This window comes from Paenibacillus typhae (assembly GCF_900099765.1).
Lineage (GTDB): Bacteria > Bacillota > Bacilli > Paenibacillales > Paenibacillaceae > Paenibacillus_AQ > Paenibacillus_AQ typhae.
On sequence record NZ_FNDX01000012.1, the window covers coordinates 20,026 to 36,976 of the forward strand.

Sequence of the window (16,951 nt, forward strand, 5' to 3'; positions counted from 1 at the left end):
TGGCGCATAAGCTTCGATTTATTGGACTAATACCCGTTAAACTCATCTTCTACTCAGGTTTGATACCTCAGTTTGCCCAATAATCACGATTTGGAACCTGTTTGTAAAAGTTACGGTTAATACGGGAAGGAGGTTTCAAAAGGAGCCGTTCCTGTTAAAATGAGACAATTGGATTCATTATAAATGGGAGTGTGGATAAAAATGGAATTTAGCTTCACTTACGTACCGAATGCCGGTGTTACATACGATATGGGCCGCGGAAGCGGTTATGCTGCTGCGCCGGGACTGTCCGGAAACGAGGATTTGCGGGACTCCTGGCCGGGGGATTATTATTCGCCGGCTGTGCCCACACTGCTGATGGATGTGCCGAATGGCAATTACCATGCTGCTGTAGGAATAAGCATAGAGGCTCAGGAGAGTATAACTGCCCTGCGGGAAGGTGTGGGACATCTCAGGCTGCTGCAGCAAAATGCCGGGGTTCCAAGGCAGGTGACGGCTTCCTTTGCGGTTCATGTTAATAACGGCCAGCTAATGCTTGCCTGTGGAGCCGGCTCTGTAATGGAGCAGGTTGAGATCAGGCGGGCTGCAGATATTCCAACCCTTTTCCTCGCCGGAGACTCTACTGTTACAGATCAGGCCTCGTCGAAGTACCCGTATTCCGGTTGGGGGCAGATGCTTGGACTGTTTCTGAACGACGGTCTAGCCATCGCAAATCACGCCTGTTCCGGGAGAAGTGCCAGGAGCTTTATTCAGGAGGACCGCTTGACCCGAATTGCAAAGCAGCTGCGCAAAGGTGATTTTCTGCTGATTCAGTTTGCCCATAATGACGAAAAGGAAACAGAGGACGGAGCCGGGCCTTTTACTACCTATCCGCACTATCTGCAGCAGTATATCGATCTTGCGAGGGAAAAAGAGGCCTATCCTGTGCTGGTATCCCCGATGCACCGGCGGTTCTTCGATGCAGACGGGAGTATCCGGAATACACACGGGGATTACATTCAAGCTATGCGGCAGCTTGCCTTGCGGGAGGAGGTGCCATTCATCGACCTGGCATCTTTGAGCAGAGCTTATTTCGAAGAGCTGGGGGAAGAGCGCACCAAGCAGGTGTTTTTGTGGGCAGAGCCGGGTCAATACGCTAACCTGCCTGAGGGCGCCGAGGACAACACCCATTTCACGGAAGCAGGAGCTGTTGAGATCGCGAGGCTGGTTGCCCGGGGAATCCGTGAAGCGGGATTCGAGCCGCTTAGCCGGCATCTTATCTCGGAAGAAGCAGCTGCGGCGGTAATGAACCGGATCGTGTGAGGTCAATAATAAGACATTAGCTAGAAGGGCATTGGTTGGGCTTGCTGCAGAAGCGGCGGTAGAGCAAGGATTAGGCTTGGTTTGGGCCCTGTGATACTGTGATAGCGGGGGATAGCTGGTGGATCTTTTACTAACCAATACCTGCTGCCCCGGCCCAGCATCATCAACCCAAACGTGTGCTGTCATAGAGCTGTAGTTAATAGCTGGAAGTGTTTCGGAAGAGCGGGGACGGTAGGAGTTAGCCGGAAGTGTTTAGGAAGAATAGAGGACGAGTTTGACTGTTAAACTAACATTATGTTCTATATCAAAGCGATGGACCTGACACAGCAACTTGTCTGCGGGCAGGCTGCTGTTTGTGTAGGCTATAAACTGCGCTAAAACCCGCCCCAAACCCTGCCCCATGAGCCGCAACCACGGTCGGAGTCCGCCAATAAAGGGGAAAATCCCACTAAATGAGCCATACCACCGTCCCGTGCCAGCCAATAAAGGGAAAAATCCCACTAAAGAGCCATAACCCCGTCCCGTGCCCGCCAATAGAGGGAAAAATCCCCTTCCTCCATTATTCTCCACACAAAAGCTGCCCGGCCCCGTGCCTGGAACAGCCCGCCCCTGGCCCTAATTACTCACCGTCCGCACGCTAAGCCGGTACTGCCGGGGGGCCATGCCGATCTTCCGCCTGAACAGCTGGTGGAAAAATTTCAGATCGGCATAGCCGACGGCTGCAGCGGTCTCGGCGACGCTGAGGGTGGTGTCCGCAAGCAGACGGCAGGCGGCATCCATGCGGATATTGTGCAGGTAGCCGGTGAAGCTCATGCCGGTCTGCTGCCGGAAGAGCCGGCTGAACTGCCGCTCACTGAGGTTGGCTGCGGCGGCAAGCCCACCGAGCGTCAGTCTGCCGGCATAATGGCTTTTCATGCAGGCGATGGCTTCTTCGACCGCCATCCATTGCGGTCTCGCCCCTATAGCTGTGCCTGTCTGCAGCTGCTGTCGGTACAGGCCGGTCAGCAGCCGCACGATGAGCGCGGCTATAACGGCCAAATACCCCGGCGGCCTGGCCGAGAACTCGCTGTACAGCTCCTGGAACTGTGAATGGCAGGCTCCGGTATTGTCTTTTATGGAGAACCAGGGCATATGCTCATCTGTGAAATAATCACAAATATCCGCAGCCTGCGGAAAAGCTCCCCGGAGCCCGGCCAAATAGTCCACCGGAAACAGGCAGTTATATACGATCAGCGGCCGGTCCTTCTTGGTTGTTCTGGGCCGGAACACGTGGCTGCGCCCGACGGGAATAAAGAACAGTGTTCCATGCTCCACCGGCAGTGCCTCATCGTCAATGTAGTGAACCCCTGAGCCTTCACTGACATACGTAATTTCGACAAACTCATGAGAGTGCTCATGCAGCTCGAAATTTTCGTAGGCACGGTTGACATAGACGGGAATATCCGGTCCAAAAAATGACTGGCCCGACATCACGAAGCTGCTGCGTCTGACGGTCATACGGATTACTCCTCTGCAACGTTGATTAACGTACTGACTTCATCCTAAGCAATCAGGCCGTGAATGTCCAGATTCGCCTATAACAATGTCCGGAATAGCCCCCTTATCCAATCAATCTGCCCCATACAATAGACGTAGAAATGCCGGAAACGGAGGGAAGCAGGAGACCGTGACGGGCTTTAGGACTACATCTTATTTAAAGGAGCGGCATAAATGACCCAGTGTAAAGTGTTGAACCTGATGGTGAATTACAGAAGGAATCCCTTGGGAATGGATGATCTTATCCCCCGGCTCAGCTGGCAGATCCAGGCGCAGACAAGAGGCTTCATCCAATCCGCCTATCAGATTCAGGCAGGCTATGATCCGTCTTTTGAAGCAGAAGCAGAGCTCGTGTGGGATACCGGAAAGGTCGTATCTGATTCCAGTGTGCACATTGAATACCGGGGCCAGACCCTGCGGCCGCGCACGCGATATTTTTTCAGGGTACGGGTATGGGACTCCCGGGATTACGCCTCAGCCTGGAGCGAACCGGCATACTGGGAAACCGCATTGCTTTCAACGCAAAACTGGCAGGCGAGCTGGATAACCGCACCCGTTCCAGGGCAGCTCGCTGAGAACAGCGAAGACCCGTGTGATTATTTCCGCACAGAATTTGCGCTTCCCGCAGGGGTCGTCTCAGCACGGATCTACGCGACCTCACTCGGCCTGTACCGCTTGTATGTAAACGGTTCCCCGGCGGATGATACGCTGTTTAACCCCGGCTGGACGAGCTACAACAAACGGCTGCAGTACCAGACCTATGATGTGACCCGGATGCTCACGGCGGGCGGAAATACACTTGGCTGTATCGTAGGCAACGGCTGGTATAAAGGCTATTTGGCCTGGGACGGAAGCAAAGACCATTACGGCAAACAGCGTGCGTTACTCGTTCAGCTGCATATTACGTTAGCCGATGGCACGGAACAAATCATTGTCACAGACGGCAGCTGGCGCACTTCAACCGGACCGCTGCTGATGTCAGAGCTGTATCACGGCGAAACCTATGATGCGCGGCTTGAGCCGGATGGATGGGCTTCTCCCGGCTTCGCGGACCACCATTGGAAGCAAGCGGTACTCACGGATGCTCCGCCTCCGCTGCTGGTAGCACAGGAGAACGAGCCGGCCCGGATTGTTGATACCATTAAGCCTATTGCGGTCATAACTACACCGGCAGGCGCAGCTGTGCTGGATATGGGCCAGAATATGGTCGGCTGGGTCAGATTTACAGTGAAGGCTGAAGCCGGTACAGAGGTCACGCTGCAGCATGCCGAGGTGCTGGACCGGGACGGTAATTTTTATACCGGTAACCTGCGCTCCGCCAGGCAGACCGTGACTTATATTTGCCGGGGCGGAGATCCGGAGACATTTGAGCCGCATTTTACATTCCAGGGCTTCCGTTATGTCCAAGTGACGGGTGTGCCGCACGATCAGCTGCTGGACCAGTTCACCGGCTGTGTGATCCATTCCGATCTGGAGCAGACCGGCAGCTTCAGCTGCTCGGATGAGCTGGTGAACCGGCTGCAGCATAACATTCTATGGGGCCAGAAGGGGAATTTCCTAGATGTGCCGACCGACTGCCCGCAGCGTGACGAAAGACTGGGCTGGACGGGGGATGCGCAGGTGTTCATCCGTACGGCGGCCTTTAATATGAATGTGGTGCCTTTTTTTGAAAAATGGTTAAAGGATCTCGCTGCGGACCAGGAGGCGGACGGAAGAGTGCCGCATGTCATTCCTGACATCCCCACAGCAGGTTATGGCTCTTCGGCCTGGGGGGATGCCGCCGTCATTTGTCCGTGGACACTTTACCAGTGCTATGGGGACGTCCGCATCCTGCAGCAGCAGTATCCGAGCATGAAGGCTTGGGTGGAATACATCCGGGCCCAGGGCGAGCATGAGTTTCTGTGGAATACCGGCCATCACTTCGGCGACTGGCTGGGTCTGGATGCCAAGGAGAACAGCTATATCGGGGCAACGCCGAAGGATCTGATCGCCACCGCCTTTTTCGCCTATTCAACAGAGCTTTTATCCAAAACCGCAGAGGTAACCGGACAGCAGGAGGAGGCTGAGAAATACCGCCGGCTGCACAGCAATATCATTCGCTCTTTCCGTGAGGAATTCGTAACGCCAAGCGGCCGGTTGGCCTCACCGACACAAACGGCTTATGCCGTTGCACTGATGTTCGATCTTTTGGAGGAAAAGGACCGTCCCCGTGCGGCCGCGATGCTAGCTGATCATGTAAAAGAAAACGGAACCCATCTGACGACCGGCTTTGTGGGGACGCCGTATCTGTGCCTGGTCCTGTCCCGCTTCGGGTACAATGGCCTGGCCTATGAGCTGGTGCTGCAGAAGGAATACCCTTCCTGGCTGTATTCCGTCCTTCAGGGGGCGACGACGATCTGGGAGCACTGGGATGGAATCAAGCCGGACGGCTCCTTCTGGAGCGACAATATGAACTCTTACAACCATTACGCTTACGGCGCTGTCGGGGACTGGCTCTACCGTATTGCCGGGGGGATCGAGCTTATCGAGCCGGGCTACAAAAAAATCCGCATCCAGCCGCAGCCGGGCGGTCAGCTCACTTGGGCGGAAGCATCCTACAGCTCTGTATACGGCCGAATCCAGTCCGCATGGAGCAGACAGCCGGATGGTTCACTTGCGCTGAAGATAACGGTCCCGGCCAATACTTCGGCTGAGCTCATACTGCCGCCCGGGCAGCAGGGAAAAATTATGGAGAGCGGGGAAGCGCTGGATCATGTAAGCGGGGTTCTATCCGCAGAAGAGAACGCCGGCGGCCGGAAGCTGACTATAGGATCGGGGAGTTACCGGTTCACGATAGCTTAACCCTATTATTGCAAAAAAAAAAGCGGCGGCTAAAGACGGGAATATAGTGTCTTTAGACTGCCGCTTTTTAATAGGGTTAACGGGGACGATTAATTTGCCTTGGCAAGCTTTGTGCTGCGGACCGAGGAGGCGGCGTATACGACAAGCGCTGTCCAGATAAGTGCGAAGCCGAGGAGCAGAACAGGCGAGACCGTTTCCTTAAACACAAATATGCTCAATAACAGCATAATGGTCGGCCCGATGTATTGTACAAAGCCCAGCGCGGACAGTGACATCCGGGCAGCTGCCCGGGCAAAAAAGAGCAGCGGCAGGGCTGTTACCGCGCCGGAGAGAAGCAACCCGGCAAACATTGACAGGGACAGCGACCAGGCTGTAGACGCTCCTGTAATCGCCAAATAGATCCAGTAGCCGAGCGCGACGGGCAAAACTACGGCTGTCTCAGACAGCAGGCCCACAGAAGCATCCTGCATGGTTTTCTTTTTAGCTAGGCCGTACAGGCCGAAAGACACGGCCAGCGAGATCGCGATCCACGGGAAACGTCCATAGTTGATGGCGATAATAAGCACTGCGGCGCTGGCGATGGCAATCGCGAGCCATTGGCCGCGGTTTGGCTTTTCATGAAGGAAGACGACTGCAAGCAGCACATTTAACAGCGGGTTCAAATAATAACCGAGACTGGTCTCGACGACATGCCCGTTATTCACCGCCCAGATAAAGATGAGCCAATTCACAGCAATCAGCAGTCCGCTGGCTGTGAGCGGTAACAGCTGTGAGCGGCTGGCCGCAATCCGCCTGATGTCACCCCAGCGGCGCTGGACGGCGACAAGAACAGCCATGAAGACGAACGACCAGACTACCCGGTGTGACAGAATCTCGCCTGCCGGCACATCATTAAATAATTTCCAATACAGCGGGAGAATTCCCCACATGATATAAGCGATTATAGCGTTGACCAATCCGTTATTCATTTCCGATTCTCCTCTTCACGTCTAACACTACAGCTGAAAGCTCTCTTTAATTCTCTGTGCGACCTCAGCGGCAGACAGGCTCGTATTGTTGATTCTTAAGTAACGCTCCCTGGTAATTTCCCCCTCATGAGAATTCAGCCGGTGCTGTTCCATCGTCTGCAGCAGGTTCTGCTCGGAGCGGGCGACATCCCGTTTGGTGGGCTTATGCTCAAGCCGGTGCGGTGTTTTGTTCCGTTCCAGCCGCTCCTCAAGTGCGGTCTCAAGCTCAACCAGGTATACTTCACCGCCCCGGTCTTCGATTATCCTGCAGACGGATTCGATGTAATCCCAGTCGTTCTGGAGATCAAAGGCCCATACGTAGGTGAAAATCATACCATACAGTTCGCTGCCGGCTGCCGTCTCGAATATGTCCTGGCGGAATTTGTCGACGAGCCTCCACATTTCCGGGCTGAAGCCGAAAAAAGGCACCAGCAGCTCAATCGTCATATGGTTGTGGAACAGCTTCAGCTCTGTGATCTTTTCCAGCTCATGACCGATAGTCATTTTGCCGGAGGCCTGCGGCCCGAACAGAATGATCAGCTTCATCATCTAAGTCCCCTTTTGAGTATTTTGATTCATAATAACAAGCTTAGAGGGTAATGAACAGTATGGGCAGTGATGACAATGAACGAGGGGGTTACACAATGCTGATCCTTAGGGTGCTGGCAGGCTTGGCGCTGTTTATTCTTGGGCTTCTGTATCTTGTGCAGAGCAAAGTGACCGTGAACATTACCACACCTAATAAAGTGGAGACAAAAAAGTATACAAAAGGCGTTCCGCTGATTTTATCCAGAATCGCCGGCATAGCCATGATGATTCTCGGTGTGCTGATCTGGATGTTCGGCTTCACGCATTTTTCTGATTGAATGATAGTTTTCTCCAAAAGAAAGATAGGATCGGACATTCATCCGGCTGCCCGGGGTTGCTAGGATTAGAAGGAAGGAGCAGCATCATCAACCGGATAAATGGAGGTTCTGACTAGTGAATATACAATTTTCTGCGCCTGCTGTCTATTGGACAGAGGCGCTGCCTGCAGGAAACGGCAATCTCGGGGCTATGGTATTTGGCGGGATTGAACGGGAACGGATTGCTTTAAACGAAGATACCCTCTGGTCAGGTTATCCCCGCGAATGGAACAACCCGGGAGCCAGGGAAGTATTGCCGGAGATAAGATCCCTGATTGCACAGGGCCGCTATGGGGAGGCGGATCAGCTCAGCAAGCAAATGATGGGACCTTATACACAGTCCTACCTGCCGCTGGGGGACCTGAATATTACGATGGAGCACGGGCAATCCGTAGAGCGGGGAAGCTACAGCCGGAAGCTGGATCTTTCAGCCGGCGTGGTCAGCGTACAATACGGGATCGGAGGTGTGCAGTACGCGCGCGAGGTGTTTGCCTCACATCCTGATCAGGTCATAGCCGTCAGGCTGACGGCCAGCAGGGAAGGCGCTCTGAGCTTCCTTGCCAGGCTGGACAGCCCGCTCCGCCACAGCATCCGGCTGGAGCAGGAGCAGTTCACTATCTCCGGCCATGCTCCCGAGCATGTGGACCCGAATTATTATGCGTCTGCCGAGCCGGTCCGTTACGGGGATTCCGGAGCCTCCCGGGGGCTGCAATTCCAGGGAAGGCTTGCCGTCATACATGAGGGCGGAAGCCTGCATGCAGGAGTAGAAGGGCTGCATATCAGCGGGGCGACCTCGGCCACGCTGTACTTCAGCGCAGCGACAAGCTTCGATCCGCTGCTCAGGGCAAGCAGCCCGGAGCGTATTCCCGGAGAGGTGACCGCCCGGATTATTCAGGCGGCCGGCAGCAGGGAATACGCTGCGGTTCTGCAGGATCATCTGCAGGATCACCGCCCGCTTTTTGACAGAGTGAAGCTGCATCTCGGGCCAAGCAAAGCTCCTGCTGATCTGCCGACAGACCAGCGGATCGCCGAATACGGAAGCAGTGATCCGGGGCTGGTGGAGCTGCTGTTTCATTACGGCAGATATCTGCTTATCGCCAGCTCCCGGCCGGGAACCCAGCCAGCGAACCTGCAGGGGATCTGGAACCAGGAGACCCGTGCTCCGTGGAGCTCCAACTATACGCTGAACATCAATGCCGAAATGAACTACTGGCCGGCCGAGGTGTGCAATCTGCCCGAGCTGCATGAGCCGTTCATTGATTATATCGGCGCTCTGGCGGTCAACGGCCGGAAGACTGCCGAGGTTAACTACGGCGCCAGAGGCTGGGTTGCCCATCACAATTCCGACCTGTGGGCCCAGACGGGCCCGGCAGGCGCTTACGGTGACGGTGATCCGGTGTGGGCGTTCTGGCCTATGGGCGCGGTCTGGCTGACCCAGCATGTATGGGAGCATTATCTTTTCAGCGGAGATACGGATTTTCTGCGTGAGACCGCGTATCCGGTGATGAAGGATGCGGCGCTGTTCTGCCTGGACTGGCTGATTGAGAATGAGGCTGGAGAGCTGATAACGTCACCTTCCACCTCACCGGAGCATAAATTCGCTGCCGGAGGCGGCCTGCATGCAGTCAGTGCAGCCGCAACGATGGATTTGTCACTGATTGCCGAACTGTTCAGCAACTGTATGGAATCAGCGGAACTCCTGCAGACGGATGAGGAATTCGCCGGGACCCTGGCGCGTGCGAAGGAGCGCATGCTGCCTCTGCGCGTTGACCGGCAGGGCAGGCTGCAGGAATGGTCTGAGGATTATCCGGAGGAGGACATTCATCACCGCCACGTCTCCCATCTGGTTGGTGTATATCCGGGCCGGCTGATCTCGGAGCAGTCAGCGCCTGAGCTGTTCCGGGCAGCCAGAACCTCGCTGGAGATCCGGGGAGACGGCGGAACAGGCTGGAGCCTGGGCTGGAAAATCAGCCTGTGGGCCCGCTTCAAGGACGGCAACCGGGCGGAGCGGCTGATTTCTAACCTGCTCACCCTTGTCAGGGAAAATGAGACGGTGCGTCAACGGGCCGCTGAGGGCGGTGTATACGCCAATTTGTTCGACGCTCATCCGCCGTTTCAGATTGACGGCAATTTTGCCGCCACTTCAGGCATTGCCGAGATGCTGCTGCAGTCCCATCAGGGATTCCTTGAGCTGCTGCCGGCGCTGCCGGACTCCTGGCCGGAAGGATACGTGAAAGGACTGCGGGCCAGAGGGGGCTATGAAGTGGATATAGACTGGAGCAACGGAAGCTTGTCGGGGGCAGTTGTTACAGCTTCCCGCACACAAACCTGCCGGGTACTGGCCGGTCAGCAGATTCAGATCAGCGAAGCCGGAACCGGAGTGGGAAATGTTACGGTAAAGGATGGGATTGCCGAGTTTCCGGTTGAAGCCGGCAAGCGGTATATCCTCACCGTACAGGAATAGTCTATTCAACCCAAAAAACCTCATTGCTGAGGTTTTTTGGCGTTTACCGGCAGCTGTTCCGGGCTGAAGGCCAGCCGGTAGGCTGAGGGCGAGAAGCCGGTAAACGCCTTGAAGGTTCTGGATAAATAGGAGATGTCGGGTATGCCTACCCTGTCGCCGATTTCCGACAGCAGAAGATTCGTCGTTGCAAGCAGCAGCTTGGCTTCCTCGAGTCTTTTTTTATTGATATATTGAATCGGGGAGGTCCCGAACTGCCGTTTGAACACACGGATAAAGTAATTAGGCTGCAGGTGCGCCAGCTCAGCCAGCTCTTCTATGGTCAGATTCCGGTGATAGCAGCGCTGAATATGCGAGATGACCTGCTGAAGCGGCTCAGATACCGCTGCCGGCCTGAGGCCTTGCGGGGTTACAGCACTCCGTTCCAGGTAGTGGGCTATAAGCTTTAGCATGGCGGATTTGACGAGCAGCGGACCGGTGAGAGCAGAATCCTTGTGGTGCTTCAGCAGTTCACGGAAAAGCTCAATTGGCCCGCTGTCCTGCTCCGTGTCGATCCAAAGCGGCGTCTGCAGCAGATCAAACAGATTGCGTTCTCCGATCCGCGCGGTAAAATGGCACCAGTACTTCGTGTACCGGAGCCCGGAGGTATAAGAAAAGGACTGCTTGACGCCCTGCGGCATCAGGAACCATTCCCCGGGCTGCGGACTGAACTCGGCATCGCCGATTTTCAGCCAGCCCTCCCCTTCACATATCAGGTAAAACTTGTTGTAGTCGGGTGTGTAATCCAGCTCCCGCCAGTCAGTCCACACCTGATTGTATCCTGCGGCCGTTACGTGTACCTCCAGATTCTCCAAATACATGCGGGTTAATTGCTGATTGTTCACATTCATACTCTCCGTTCCGTAAGCAGTGGACATCCTGAATTCTCTCAGATGATTTTAGCATGCATTGCCGGAATTCAGCCATTATTTGATAGGTATCCCGGGGTTCCGGGACTTTCCGTAATCCATTATTTACAAAAGGGGCGGGTCAGCGTACAGTTCAGATAGAGAATATTTATATAGGCAAAGCGTTTAGGGGGCTCTTTTGAATATATATAGCTGCTAATGTAAAGGGAGGACAGTAATGGCATACAGTGAAGTTGATTTGCGCGCATCATTAACGTTATCGGTCCCGGTTATTCTGGACTGTCATTATCAGTCCATAAGGGGGAAGAATAGCGGTTTTGCCTCGTTTATTGAAACGAATAAGGAGCTGCTGGATTCTAGCTTTACTATGATTTTATTACATATAATAGAGGCCTTGCACATGAACGCCGATGAATATAGACAATTTCTGGATAATTTACACAGGGAGGGTGTCCAGCAGGGGATCTTCCTTGCCGACATCATCGGCGAGCACTTTGATATGATGCTGGAACTCAGCAAGGATCTGAATCTGACAGCCCAGAACATCATGTTCGGGATTATCGAGGAGAAGGTCGATAACTCCGTGAACCGGCTGTTTTTTAACGGCCGTCTGATGGAATGCAATTGGGTCCGGTTTACCGGCTTCGCCCAAGGCTATTTGTCTAACAAAAATGAGGAAATTGACACCCTGCATGAGCAAAAAATAGCAGTAATGGGACAGATGGCGGCAGGAATGGCACATGAAATCCGCAATCCGCTGGCTTCTATTAAGGGCTTCGCCCAGCTTATCCGCAACCGGCTAAATGAACCCGAGATCCAGGCTGCAGAATTAAGAACCTATCTGGATATTACGATTAAGGAGATTGACAACCTAAACAAACTGGTCACGGATTTTCTTGTGCTCTCCCGTAAGGGTGACAGCCTGCAAAGAGAGGGTGAAATTTTTAATGTAATTGAAGTTATACACCGGGTTGTGAATATCGTGAATCCGCTTATTTTCAATGATAACATAGTTATTAATTTGGACTATTCTGCAGAACAGGTATGCACGCTGGGAAGCGCCTCGCAGCTGGAGCAGGTCTTTCTGAATATTTTGAAGAACAGCATCGATGCCTTCACAGCCTGCAGCGGCCGAATTGACGTTACCATTACAACGCACGATGAGACGGACGAAATTATCCTGGTGTTTGCCGATAACGGGTCTGGTATATCGAAGGACAGGCTAAACCGGATCTTTGATCCGTTTTTTACCACGAAGCAAAAAGGAACCGGTATCGGGTTGTCCATCTGCAAACAATTAATCGAAATGTACGGCGGACAGATCCAGGTGAATTCCGAATTAAACGTGGGTACGAGTGTGAAGGTCAGCCTGCCGCTGGTCAGCGAGTGTGCTGCCTGTCTATAGGGGGATGCATCATAAGCCGCGTGAGTATAAGAATGCAGAAGGGGACCTGCCGGGAGGCGGGTCTTTTTGTTATAGGTGAAGCAGAAAGGAGGCGACCGGCGGGAATGGTTCTATATGTAGATTTAAAATTAAGTTAATATATTTATTAATTAAATATCGGGTTCTGATTCAGTATAATGATATTTATTCCTATGATTCAGCAATAATGGATTGACTCCTTCCAGATCATCTGCCTATAATATTTTTATAATTATAAATATATTAATAAATATATTAACTAAATAAGTTTATGCAGAGAGGACCCAAACCAATGGATAAACAGACCAAGCTGAAGGTGTATGCGCAACAAATGGGAGCCCCGCTGGGTGATTTGTTCGGCATTTTCTTTGAAGATCTCAACCATGCCGCCGACGGGGGATTGTATGCGGAGCTGGTCCAGAACCGCTCGTTTGAATTTGATCCCATTGATCATCCCTCCTACCACGCTTTGACAGCCTGGGAAAAGGCAGAGCGCGGCGGCGGGCGTGCGGAGCTGAGCATCGCGAGCGAATCCCCGTTCCATCCCAAAAACCCGCACTATGCGGTAATTGAGATAATCGAGCCTGGGGAGGGTGTGGGCCTGTCCAATACCGGCTTCAATACAGGTATTCCGGTAAAGGAAGGTGAGCATTACCTGTTCTCGCTCTATGCACGGCGCAGTGACAGCTTCAGCACACCGGTACGTGTCCTCATTGAAGACAGCAAAGGGGCGGTATGTGCCTCAGCTGAGCTGACCGTAGAGTCTTATCAGTGGCAGAAATATGAAGCCGTTCTCACGGCCGGCTGCACCGACAATGCCTGCAGGCTGGTCATTTTGACTGGCGGGCAGGGCAGTCTTGAGGTTGATCTGGTATCGTTGTTCCCACAGAAGACCTATCTCGGCCGCCGCAACGGGCTGCGGGAGGATATTGCCGTGCTGCTGGCGGATATGAAGCCGAAATTTATGCGTTTCCCCGGCGGCTGCCTTGTTCATGACGGGTCGCTGAACCCGGATGACCGGAATTCGATGTACCGCTGGAAGAATACTATCGGGGAGCTTGCTGCACGCCCGGCGAGACGGAATAACTGGCAGTACAATCAGACGCTGGGTCTGGGCTACTATGAATACTTCCAGTTTTGCGAAGACATCGGGGCCAAAGCCATTCCTGTTCTGCCGGGCGGCTATGATCCCCACCACAAGCGGATCGTTCCCCTTGACGAGCTCGGACCGTGGATTCAGGATGCACTGGACCTGATTGAATTCGCCACAGGCGATGCAACGACGGAGTGGGGCGGAATCCGCAGCTCGCTCGGCCATCCCGAGCCCTTCGGGCTGGAATACATCGCGATCGGCAACGAGGAGGTCGGCGAGCCGTTCTTTGAGCGGTATCCGTATTTCCATAAGGCGATCAAGGAGCGGTATCCTCATATTCAGGTAATCAACAGCAGCGGTCCGTTTGCTGCCGGCGGCGAATATGAGCGGGGCTGGGCCTCGGCAAGAGAACACGGCTCGGATCTGGTTGACGAGCATTACTACCAGTCCCCGGAGTGGTTCCTGGCCAACATGGACCGGTATGACAGTTTCAAGGGTGATGAGCCCAAGGTGTTCCTGGGTGAATATGCTTCATGGGGCAATACCTACTATAACGCTCTAGTAGAAGCTGCGTTCATGACCCGGCTGGAGCGAAATGCCCATGCTGTCGGCCTGGCCTGCTACGCGCCGATGCTATGCAATGTCGACTATGTTAACTGGAAGCCGGATATGATCTGGTTCAATAACCATGAGGTGTTCGGTACGCCGAATTATTATGTACAGAAGCTGTTTATGAACCATCAGGGGGACCGGGTCCTGAGAATCGCTGCCGAGAATCTTCCGGAGAAGCCGGAGCCTGTTCAGGAGCCGGTGAAGGGCAGCATTGTCCTGGCTGCCGAGAAATCTGCCGTTACGTACAGCAACATTACGCTGACCAACAATCTTACAGGTGAGCAGAAGATGATCGAAGCGAATGTGGAGCTTAATGATACGGAAGGCACTGTGAGCAAGGAGGAAGAGCAGCGTTCCTTCCTGCTGGGGGAAACGGACTGGAGTGATTATACGCTCAGATTGACTGCCCGCAAAACAGGCGGCGTCCGCGCCTTCCTGATCTTCTTCGGCATGCAGGATATCAAGAACCGGCTGAACTGGGAGCTTGGCGGTTGGCAGAACCAGGACAGCACGCTGAGTGCGGTCGTTAACGGGCGTGGCTCCTGCCTGACCCAGAGCCTGTTCACCGTAGAGAATGATACCGATTATGAGCTGGAGCTGCATGTCAGCGGCCGCGTGATTACGGCTTCGATAAACGGGGCTGTTATCAACTCGGCGGAAGACCGTGTGCCGGACATTCAGCCGCTGTATTATACGGCAAGTGTGGAGGAGGCAACCGGTGATGTGATCGTCAAGGCGGTCAACGTGCTGGACACTCCGCTTCCGGTTACAGTCGAACTGCAGGAATTGGCCGCAGCTTCTTACCAGGCTGAGGTCCATGAGCTGTCGGGAGTGGAGCTGGATGCGGAGAACAGCTTTGCCGAGCCGCTGAAGGTCAGCCCGTCCAGCCGGACGATTGCCTTTGAAGGAGGCAGCTTTGATTATGAGTTCCCGGCACATTCGGTTACTGTGTTCAGAGTACAGAAGGCTTAAGCCAAACGAAAGGCCCGCTTTTCGCCATTACATTATCTATTAATCCCGCAGGGAGGGTTCATCTTGTCAGAATCGAAACCAACGTATTCCGGTTATCTGTTAGTTCATTTTATCGGGGAGCAGCCTGATGGGGAACAGGTCTATTTCTCTTACAGCGAGAACGGCCTGCACTGGAAGGATCTGAATGGAGGCCTGCCGGTGCTGCGTTCAGAGCTGGGGGAAAAGGGGGCCAGAGATCCCTTTATCGTCCGTTCGCCCAAGGAAGGGAAATTCTATCTGGTCGCCACCGATCTGCGCATTGCCAGCGGCAAGGGCTGGGGTGCGGCAGTTGAGGAGGGAAGCCGTGATATTATCGTCTGGGAATCCGCCGACCTTGTGAACTGGTCAGAGCCTTGGCCGGTTACTGTCGGGGTGGAAGGAGCCGGCTGCGTGTGGGCTCCGGAAGCCATCTATGACCAGGCTGCGGATGAATTTCTGGTATTCTGGGCTTCCGCTACACAGGAGCCGCAGGAAAGCGCCCGGAAGCACAAAATCTACAGCTCGCGCACGAAGGACTTCCGTACCTTCAGGCCGGCGGAGAAATATATTGAACGCGACAACCATATTATTGATACTACAATTATTGAGGCAGGCGGCAAGTATTACCGCTATTCCAAGGATGAGACAACGAAGAATATCCGGGTAGAGGAAGGCGTATCGCTGGATAAGGATGCCTTCCACTATGTAGACGCTCCTGTTCTGGAAGCCATTATGGGCGTGGAAGGACCGGAAATCTTCAAGCTGAACGGGCGTGAGGAGTGGTGCCTGATCGTGGACCGCTATGCGGAGGGGAAGGGCTATCTGCCGCTTCTAACCTCTGACCTCGGCAGCGGCGAGTTCCGGGTGCTGGAAGACAATGAGTTTGACCTCGGCAGAAACAAAAAGCGCCATGGCGGCGTGCTGCCGATCACCTTTGAAGAGTCCAGCCTGCTGCTGCAGGCCTTCGGAGACGGCCATCAGGTGCTGCCGGGGCAATTCGCTGACCCGGATCTGGCCAAGTTCGGTGAGCGTTACTATCTGTATCCGACAACAGACGGCTTTACCGGCTGGTCGGGAACGCAGTTCCATGTCTTCTCTTCGGATGATCTGAAGCTGTGGAAGGACGAAGGCGTCATTCTGGATCTGGCAACCGATGATGTGCCGTGGGCAGTCAGCAGCGCCTGGGCTCCGTGCATCGCCAGCAAGGACGGCCGCTATTTCTATTATTTCTGCGGCAAAAAACCGGACGGTGAGAGTGCGATCGGTGTAGCGGTCGCCGATGCTCCTGCCGGACCGTTCACTGCACAGCCGGAGCCGCTCATTACCATGGGGCAGCTGCAGCGGCTGGGAATCGTCATGGGGCAGGCGATTGACCCGTCCATTTATGCCGAGGATGACGGCAAGGTATATCTTTTGTTCGGAAACAGTCATGCGGCGATTGTTGAGCTGGGCGCAGATATGATTACGGTGGTTGAAGACACCATGCGCAATCTGGAAGGGCTGCATGACTTCCGTGAAGCAGTCACCGTGCTCAAACGGGACGGGCTGTATCATTTCACCTGGTCCTGTGACGATACAGGCAGCGAAGATTATCATGTGAACTATGGAACGGCGGAGCAGCTGTACGGGCCGGTAACTTATCAGTATACGGTTCTAAGCAAAAACAAGGACAAGGATATGCTCGGCACCGCCCATCACTCCATTATGATGGACAAGGATACCGGAAAGTACTGGATCGCCTATCACCGGTTTGTTACACCGCTGACCCGGTTCAACGACTATAAGGGAATCCACCGGGAAACCTGCATAGATCCGTTAAGCTTTGGCGGGAACGGGCTGATGCAGCCGGTGAAGCTTTAGAAGCAGGATGCAA

General features: G+C 54.1%; 11 protein-coding genes. 7 read left to right on the top strand and 4 right to left on the bottom strand.

Going from position 1 to position 16,951, the window contains the following annotated elements; genetic code table 11:
- Nucleotides 1-201: 201 nt before the first annotated feature.
- On the top strand, nucleotides 202-1,302 hold the full coding sequence (locus BLR64_RS12775) for a rhamnogalacturonan acetylesterase (RefSeq protein WP_167360663.1): 1,101 nt from the start codon (nucleotides 202-204) through the stop codon (nucleotides 1,300-1,302).
- Nucleotides 1,303-1,917: 615 nt separating this feature from the next.
- On the opposite strand, the gene BLR64_RS12780 is transcribed toward BLR64_RS12775, so the two are convergent.
- Nucleotides 1,918-2,799 (bottom strand): AraC family transcriptional regulator, encoded by an 882-nt coding sequence (locus BLR64_RS12780; RefSeq protein WP_090714632.1) that lies wholly within the window; start codon nucleotides 2,797-2,799, stop codon nucleotides 1,918-1,920.
- 213 nt (nucleotides 2,800-3,012) lie between these two features.
- Here BLR64_RS12780 and BLR64_RS12785 point away from each other — a divergent pair, with 213 nt between their 5' ends.
- Nucleotides 3,013-5,679 carry a glycoside hydrolase family 78 protein gene (locus BLR64_RS12785; protein WP_090714634.1) on the top strand — a complete coding sequence of 889 codons (2,667 nt, stop codon included), beginning with the start codon at nucleotides 3,013-3,015 and terminating at the stop codon, nucleotides 5,677-5,679.
- Nucleotides 5,680-5,768: 89 nt separating this feature from the next.
- Here the strand turns inward: BLR64_RS12785 and rarD are convergent, their stop codons facing one another.
- Together rarD and BLR64_RS12795 are read right to left on the bottom strand one after the other, a co-directional pair.
- On the bottom strand, nucleotides 5,769-6,647 hold the full coding sequence (gene rarD / locus BLR64_RS12790; protein ID WP_090714635.1) for an EamA family transporter RarD: 879 nt from the start codon (nucleotides 6,645-6,647) through the stop codon (nucleotides 5,769-5,771).
- A gap of 27 nt (nucleotides 6,648-6,674) precedes the next feature.
- Nucleotides 6,675-7,232 carry an AAA family ATPase gene (locus tag BLR64_RS12795; RefSeq protein WP_090714636.1) on the bottom strand — a complete coding sequence of 186 codons (558 nt, stop codon included), beginning with the start codon at nucleotides 7,230-7,232 and terminating at the stop codon, nucleotides 6,675-6,677.
- Nucleotides 7,233-7,330: 98 nt separating this feature from the next.
- Here BLR64_RS12795 and BLR64_RS12800 point away from each other — a divergent pair, with 98 nt between their 5' ends.
- Both BLR64_RS12800 and BLR64_RS12805 read left to right on the top strand, forming a co-directional pair.
- Nucleotides 7,331-7,552, top strand: a complete 222-nt coding sequence (locus tag BLR64_RS12800) for a hypothetical protein (RefSeq protein ID WP_090714638.1) — start codon at nucleotides 7,331-7,333, stop codon at nucleotides 7,550-7,552.
- 115 nt (nucleotides 7,553-7,667) lie between these two features.
- A complete protein-coding gene (locus tag BLR64_RS12805; RefSeq protein ID WP_090714639.1) occupies nucleotides 7,668-10,055 on the top strand; it encodes a glycoside hydrolase family 95 protein in 2,388 nt (795 codons plus the stop codon).
- Nucleotides 10,056-10,075: 20 nt separating this feature from the next.
- Here BLR64_RS12805 and BLR64_RS12810 read toward each other — a convergent pair whose 3' ends face one another.
- Complete coding sequence (locus BLR64_RS12810; RefSeq protein WP_090714640.1) at nucleotides 10,076-10,969, bottom strand: AraC family transcriptional regulator; 894 nt, start codon at nucleotides 10,967-10,969, stop codon at nucleotides 10,076-10,078.
- A gap of 208 nt (nucleotides 10,970-11,177) precedes the next feature.
- Here BLR64_RS12810 and BLR64_RS12815 point away from each other — a divergent pair, with 208 nt between their 5' ends.
- The 3 genes from BLR64_RS12815 to BLR64_RS12825 all read left to right on the top strand — a co-directional run bounded on the left by BLR64_RS12815 (nucleotide 11,178) and on the right by BLR64_RS12825 (nucleotide 16,938).
- On the top strand, nucleotides 11,178-12,365 hold the full coding sequence (locus BLR64_RS12815; protein WP_090714642.1) for a sensor histidine kinase: 1,188 nt from the start codon (nucleotides 11,178-11,180) through the stop codon (nucleotides 12,363-12,365).
- 310 nt (nucleotides 12,366-12,675) lie between these two features.
- Nucleotides 12,676-15,060: an alpha-L-arabinofuranosidase C-terminal domain-containing protein gene (locus BLR64_RS12820; protein WP_090714643.1), complete on the top strand. Its 2,385-nt coding sequence runs from the start codon at nucleotides 12,676-12,678 to the stop codon at nucleotides 15,058-15,060.
- A gap of 63 nt (nucleotides 15,061-15,123) precedes the next feature.
- Entirely contained in the window at nucleotides 15,124-16,938 is a 1,815-nt protein-coding gene (locus tag BLR64_RS12825) for a glycoside hydrolase family 43 protein (protein WP_090714645.1), read from the top strand.
- Nucleotides 16,939-16,951: the final 13 nt, after the last annotated feature.

Bases quoted from the DNA above. Each gene is read 5' to 3' on its own strand.
- BLR64_RS12775 (WP_167360663.1), top strand. From the start codon at position 202: ATGGAATTTAGCTTCACTTACGTACCGAATGCCGGTGTTACATACGAT.
- BLR64_RS12780 (WP_090714632.1), bottom strand. From the start codon at position 2,799: ATGACCGTCAGACGCAGCAGCTTCGTGATGTCGGGCCAGTCATTTTTT.
- BLR64_RS12785 (WP_090714634.1), top strand. From the start codon at position 3,013: ATGACCCAGTGTAAAGTGTTGAACCTGATGGTGAATTACAGAAGGAAT.
- rarD (WP_090714635.1), bottom strand. From the start codon at position 6,647: ATGAATAACGGATTGGTCAACGCTATAATCGCTTATATCATGTGGGGA.
- BLR64_RS12795 (WP_090714636.1), bottom strand. From the start codon at position 7,232: ATGAAGCTGATCATTCTGTTCGGGCCGCAGGCCTCCGGCAAAATGACT.
- BLR64_RS12800 (WP_090714638.1), top strand. From the start codon at position 7,331: ATGCTGATCCTTAGGGTGCTGGCAGGCTTGGCGCTGTTTATTCTTGGG.
- BLR64_RS12810 (WP_090714640.1), bottom strand. From the start codon at position 10,969: ATGTCCACTGCTTACGGAACGGAGAGTATGAATGTGAACAATCAGCAA.
- BLR64_RS12815 (WP_090714642.1), top strand. From the start codon at position 11,178: ATGGCATACAGTGAAGTTGATTTGCGCGCATCATTAACGTTATCGGTC.
- BLR64_RS12820 (WP_090714643.1), top strand. From the start codon at position 12,676: ATGGATAAACAGACCAAGCTGAAGGTGTATGCGCAACAAATGGGAGCC.